Genomic DNA, 6,000 nt, shown 5'->3' on the forward strand with positions numbered 1-6,000 from the left:
ATTCACATTCGATTGTAAATTTGTATTACAATGCAAGTATAAGATGGGTGGTGAGGAAATGGCTGAAAATATTTTAGTAATACATGGTATGAGAAAAGGTGAACAGAATAATATAATTTATGATTTTGTACAACAATTGATGAGGTCGAAGCACAGACATGTACATATTGCATTTTTAGAGAGTGAAAAACGCAATTTGAAAGTTGTCATAGACAACTTAATAAGTCATGGATATTTTGAATTTAATATCATCCCTGTGTTGTTGTTTCCGGCAAAGCACTATTTATATGATATACCATCAGTTTTGAAATCATTGAAAAACGCCCATCCTCATATTATAAACAATATTGCACAACCGTTGGGCACACATAGAGAAATGCCGAATATTATTAACAGACGTATTGCTAAAGCTTTAGTAACAGCAGAGCATGTAAACAGAATTATTTTGATTGCACATGGAAGTTCTTGTTATAAAGAGCCAGATTACGCATTAAAAAAATTAATGAACGATTGTAATGGCTTTAATATACCCATTCAGATGATGACAGTGTATGGAGACTATAGCTATCAATTGCACATAGAACAGTATTTAAATAAAGGTGAAGGTATATTGATCGTGCCAGTTTTTCTTTATAACGGTTTTTTAGTAAAAAAAATAAAAAAAGAAATTAGCCAATTAAATAGAGTATCGCGTGTTTATTATAGCGATGTGATTAATTTTAATAATGAGCTTTTGGTAATAATAGAAGACAGAATACAAGAAATTGAGGAATTAGCCAATGTATCCTATTCAACTTAATCTAACCAACAAACAAATTGTCATTATAGGTGGGGGCAAGATTGCATATAGAAAACTAATGCAAATATTAAAAGAAGATGTTTGTTCAGTAATGATTATTAGTGAAAAATTTTTACCTCAATTTTTTGAGATTGAACATTCCAACGTAAAGCTATTAACAAAGTGTTATGACAAAAACGATATAAAAAATGCATCTTTGATTATAGCTGCTACTGATGATCCAAAGGTTAACGATCAAATAAAAAAAGATGCAAAGGCGCACCAACTTGTTAATCATACAAGTGATCAGCTACAGTCCGATTTCTTTAATATGTTAGAGATAGAATTTGAAGATATAAAAATTTGTTTGAGATCCAATGGGAAGGATTGTGTAAAAGTGAAGCGAATATCACAAGCAGTGCAAACTTATTTAACAGAGGTTTATAAGGAGGAGAAACATGACTAAGGAAAAATTAGTAATGATTGGTAATGGTATGGCAGGGCTACGTACGATAGAAGAAATATTGGAGCGAAACGCAGAAAAGTATGAAATAACGATAATTGGTAAAGAATCATATCCTAATTATAATCGAATTATGTTGTCGAATATTTTACAAAAGAAAATGACAGTAGAAGAAACTATTATGAATAGCTACGATTGGTATAAAGAAAACCATATACAACTTATTACCGGTGATACTGTTGTAGAAGTTAATCGAGCATTAAAATATGTAACGACAAAAGCTGGATGTAAATTTGAATATGATGTATGTATATTTGCTACTGGTTCAAAAGCATTTGTATTACCAATACCTGGTTCAACATTACCAAGTGTAATCGGTTGGCGTACTATTGAAGATACTGAACGTATGATTGAAATTGCACAATCTAAAAAACACGCAATTGTAATTGGTGGAGGATTACTTGGGTTAGAATGTGCAAGGGGTTTAATGGACCAAGGTATGGAGGTTACAGTTGTACACTTAGCAGAATGGTTAATGGAAATGCAACTTGATAAAAAAGCAGGAGGACTGTTAAAAGCAGATTTAGAAGCACAAGGTATGAACTTTAAACTACAAGCAAGCACGAGTGCCATACTTGGTGATGAAGATGTGACAGGTATCGAATTATCAGATGGAACAACGATGGAAGCGGATTTAGTAGTTATGGCTGTCGGTATAAGACCCTTTACAGAAGTTGCTAAAGAAAATGGACTTGAGGTGAATAGAGGTATTCAAGTAAATGATTATATGCAAACCAATGACTCGGCTATTTTCGCAGTAGGTGAATGTGCAGAACATGATGGAAAAGTATATGGATTAGTTGCTCCTTTATACGAACAAGGAAAAGTTCTAGCTGATTATTTAACAAGAGGTAGTACGGAAGGTTACAAAGGTTCTACAACATTTACTTCATTGAAAGTTTCAGGGTGTGATTTGTATAGTGCTGGACATATAATTGAAGATAAAGATGTTAAAGGCATTGAAATTTTTGATAGTCAACAACAACATTATAAAAAAGTGTTTTTAAAAGAGAATGTAATTGTGGGAACAGTATTATATGGTGACATTGAAGATGGGCCGCGTTTCTTTAACATGATGAAAAAATCAGAATTACTTGATGATTATACAATGGTATCGCTACTACATAAAGGTGGTGAGTCATCAGGACTTAGTATCGAAGATATGGCTGACGACGAAACAATTTGTGGATGTAATGGTGTATCGAAAGTTACGATTGTTGAAGCCATTAAAGCAAATGGATTAACAAATGTGGAAGAAGTAACAAAGACGACAAAAGCTGGTAATTCATGCGGTAAATGTAAAGGACAAATAGGTCGGATTTTAGAGTTTACATTAGGTGATGACTTCATTGCTGCTAAGCCTACAGGTATCTGTGCATGTACTGATTTAACTCGTGACCAAATTGTTACGCAAATAAGAGCAAAACAATTAAAAAATTCTGAAGATGTGAGAAAACAATTAAACTTTAAAGATAAAGATGGATGTCCTAAATGTAAACCAGCATTAAATTACTATTTAAACATGGTATATCCATTTGACCACGAAGATGAAATTGCTTCAAGGTTTGCAAATGAACGTTATCATGCAAACATTCAAAAAGATGGTACTTTCTCTGTAATTCCGCAAATGCGTGGCGGTGTGACAGATGCAAATCAATTAATTCGATTAGGGGAAGTTGCTAAAAAATATAACGTACCATTAGTGAAAGTAACAGGCTCTCAACGTATCGGTTTATACGGTATAAGAAAAGAGTTGTTGCCACAAGTCTGGGAAGATTTAGAGATGCGCTCTGCTTCTGCATATGGTAAAAAGACACGTTCAGTTAAAAGTTGTGTAGGAAAATCATTTTGTCGTTTTGGCACACAACATACAACACAACTAGGAATCAGGTTAGAAAAAACATTTGAGTACATCGATACGCCGCATAAGTTTAAAATGGGCGTGTCTGGTTGTCCAAGAAGTTGTGTAGAATCAGGTGTGAAAGACTTTGGTGTCATTGGTGTGGAAAATGGTTTTCAAATATATATTGGTGGTAATGGTGGTACAGAAGTAACCGTTGGCCAGCATTTAACCACTGTGGAAACTGAAGATGAAGTAATTTTATTATGTGGTGCATTGATGCAATATTATAGAGAAACTGCAAATTATGCTGAGCGTACGGCGCCTTGGTTAGACAGAATGGGATTTGAAAATGTACAAACAGTTCTATTAGACCCAGAAAAACAACAGAAATTATTTGATCGCATTATGGATGCGAAAGCAGCAGTTCATAGTGAACCATGGAGACAGATTGTAGACAACGAATTTGCACAAAGTATATTTGAAGTGGAGGAAGTGAAAGTATGATAGCGACGAATAAAGTAAAGGTAGCGAGCGTTGATGAACTCACGCCATTAATAGGAAAGAAAGTAAGATTTAAAGAACATGAAATAGGTATCTTTTTAACGGCGAATGGTGAAATTCATGCAGTTAATAATATTTGTCCGCATAAACAAGGACCACTTTCTGAAGGGACAGTGAGTGGTGGTTTTATATATTGTCCCTTACATGATCAAAAAATTGATTTAAAGACAGGTATGGTACAAGAACCAGATACAGGATGTGTAGAAGTATATAAAGTGGAAATTATCGATGGGGACGTTTATATATGCATTTAGTAGAATCTGGAAAAGTGTATCTTGTCGGTGCGGGACCAGGCGATCCAACACTTTTAACAAGAAAGGCTGAGCAATTGATAAGAAGTGCAGACATTATATTATACGATAGGTTAGTAAATCCTTTTATACTACAATTAGCTAAACCAGAAATTGAAATTATCGATGTGGGAAAACGACCTTACCAAAAGCATATGCAACAAACCGAAATTAATGAACAAATTGTTTTAGCGGCAAGACGTCATTCGTGTGTTGTCAGATTAAAAGGGGGCGACCCTGCAATATTTGGTAGAGTACAAGAAGAGGCCGTGGCATTATCTGAACAGGGCATTACTTTTGAAATTGTACCGGGTATTACATCAGCTAGTGCTGCGATTGCTAAACTAGGTATCGGACTAACTGCTAGAAATGTTGCTAAAGCTATTACTTTCACAACTGCTTCACACTGTAAAGGGCAAGTAGAAGAACTTAATCTACACAGTTTAACGCAAGGCGGCACATTGGCTATTTATATGGGCATAAAAAGGTTGCCTCAAATAGTAAAACAAATACTTCAAGAAACAAAAACAGATTTCCCTATTGCTATTTTTTATAATGTGTCTACTTATAATGAACAAATGATTTCTGGCAAACTTACTACAATAATTAAACAAGTAGAAGAGCAAGATTTAGGAATGACACCGGGCATAATTCTTATAGGTAACGTCATGGATATGGTAAATGAAAAGTTCAGAAATATTGATAATGTGAAACGAAAAAACTATTTGATTTCCGGAGCGAGAAGTTTAGCTATTGAAAAGGCTTTTGAATTGTATGACGTGGGTCATTATTGTTTGATGAAAATAGATTCACAACAGCCTTATCATAAATCTCAATTTAAACTTTACGAACAACTGGAAAAAGAATTGAAATTTGATGAACGAATAGTTCTGGATAATTATCAATATTAGATAATTTTATGATAACAATAAAAAAGTTGAGTTGATATTTAAATCTTTATCACTTTCATAATTTAATAAGCAGATAAAATAAAAATGACAAATTACTAATATAGTGATTTGTCATTTTTATTTGTTCTAATAGTAGATAGATAAGTTAGATTAAATCCGATGCTTAAGGGTTTTAATTTATATAAAAGAACTCTTAAATTAAGTCTTATTATTTAAAAAAACCAAATATATCAAACCAATATAAAATAATGTAATTGAAATTTTACAATAATTTAATTTACAACAATATAAAATGTTTTAAATTATAAATGTACAGTTATTAATTGGGGAAGCAACTTTATTTTGAGAGGGGATCTTTTTGGGAAATATGCTATGAGGTGATCTTAATGAAAAGAAAAGAGAAACAATCTACAAAAACAGAGGTACAAAGATTCAGAATTAGAAAGTATTCGGTCGGAACAATTTCAGTATTAACAGTAATATTTTTTATAGCAAATGGACATGTTTCTGAAGCAAGTAAATTGGATAATGAACAAGAAAGTAATAATGGAAACAATATTACAACGATTAATTCCAACAAAGATAATGCCATGAATTCAAATCAAGATAAACAAGCCCCTTCTGACAATAATTTTAAATTAGAATCAAGTAATGCTCCTGAAGCATTTAGTCAGCAATTATCTGAAATATCTCCCGTATCACACAAGGACTTAGTAAAACAAAAGTCACCTACTATTCAAGATGGGCCAACAGAAAAACAAGATACAACAATTGAAAAAAATAATAGAGTTAATCAAAGCAATGGTCAAAAGCAACTGGCAGATGTTGATAATGAAAATAAAGCAGAAGCAGAAAAAGTAGAAAAAGCCTCGAATAAAGCAGAAGCAGAAAAAGTAGAAGAAGCTCCGAATAAAGCAGAAGCAGAAAAAGCAGAAGAAGCTCCGAATAAAGCAGAAGCAGAAAAAGTAGAAAAAGCCTCAAATAAAGCAGAAGCAGAAAAAGTAGAAGAAGCTCCAAATAAAGCAGAAGCAGAAAAAGCAGAAGAAGCTCCAAATAAAGCAGAAGCAGAAAAAGTAGAAGAATACAACAAAGCA

At 33.0% G+C, this 6,000-nt stretch carries 6 protein-coding genes; all 6 read left to right on the top strand.

Annotated features, from left to right (window positions below; all coding sequences use genetic code 11):
* Positions 1 to 58: 58 nt before the first annotated feature.
* Complete coding sequence (locus BTM19_RS06840; RefSeq protein ID WP_058626036.1) at positions 59 to 799, top strand: sirohydrochlorin chelatase; 741 nt, start codon at positions 59 to 61, stop codon at positions 797 to 799.
* Entirely contained in the window at positions 780 to 1,244 is a 465-nt protein-coding gene (locus BTM19_RS06845) for a precorrin-2 dehydrogenase/sirohydrochlorin ferrochelatase family protein (RefSeq protein WP_038679076.1), read from the top strand. The genes BTM19_RS06840 and BTM19_RS06845 overlap by 20 nt, the downstream gene beginning before the upstream one ends.
* On the top strand, positions 1,237 to 3,648 hold the full coding sequence (gene nirB, locus BTM19_RS06850) for a nitrite reductase large subunit NirB (RefSeq protein ID WP_099265796.1): 2,412 nt from the start codon (positions 1,237 to 1,239) through the stop codon (positions 3,646 to 3,648). The genes BTM19_RS06845 and nirB overlap by 8 nt, the downstream gene beginning before the upstream one ends.
* Positions 3,645 to 3,959 (top strand): nitrite reductase small subunit NirD, encoded by a 315-nt coding sequence (gene nirD / locus BTM19_RS06855; RefSeq protein ID WP_029378363.1) that lies wholly within the window; start codon positions 3,645 to 3,647, stop codon positions 3,957 to 3,959. Before nirB ends, nirD begins: the two co-directional genes overlap by 4 nt.
* A complete protein-coding gene (cobA, locus tag BTM19_RS06860) occupies positions 3,950 to 4,906 on the top strand; it encodes a uroporphyrinogen-III C-methyltransferase (RefSeq protein ID WP_058626034.1) in 957 nt (318 codons plus the stop codon). Before nirD ends, cobA begins: the two co-directional genes overlap by 10 nt.
* Positions 4,907 to 5,292: 386 nt before the next feature.
* Positions 5,293 to 6,000, top strand: a 708-nt coding sequence (locus tag BTM19_RS06865; RefSeq protein WP_142378971.1) for a YSIRK-type signal peptide-containing protein, incomplete at its 3' end; no start/stop codon positions are given.

The sequence above is a fragment of the Staphylococcus xylosus genome, assembly GCF_002732165.1.
Taxonomy (GTDB): domain Bacteria; phylum Bacillota; class Bacilli; order Staphylococcales; family Staphylococcaceae; genus Staphylococcus; species Staphylococcus xylosus.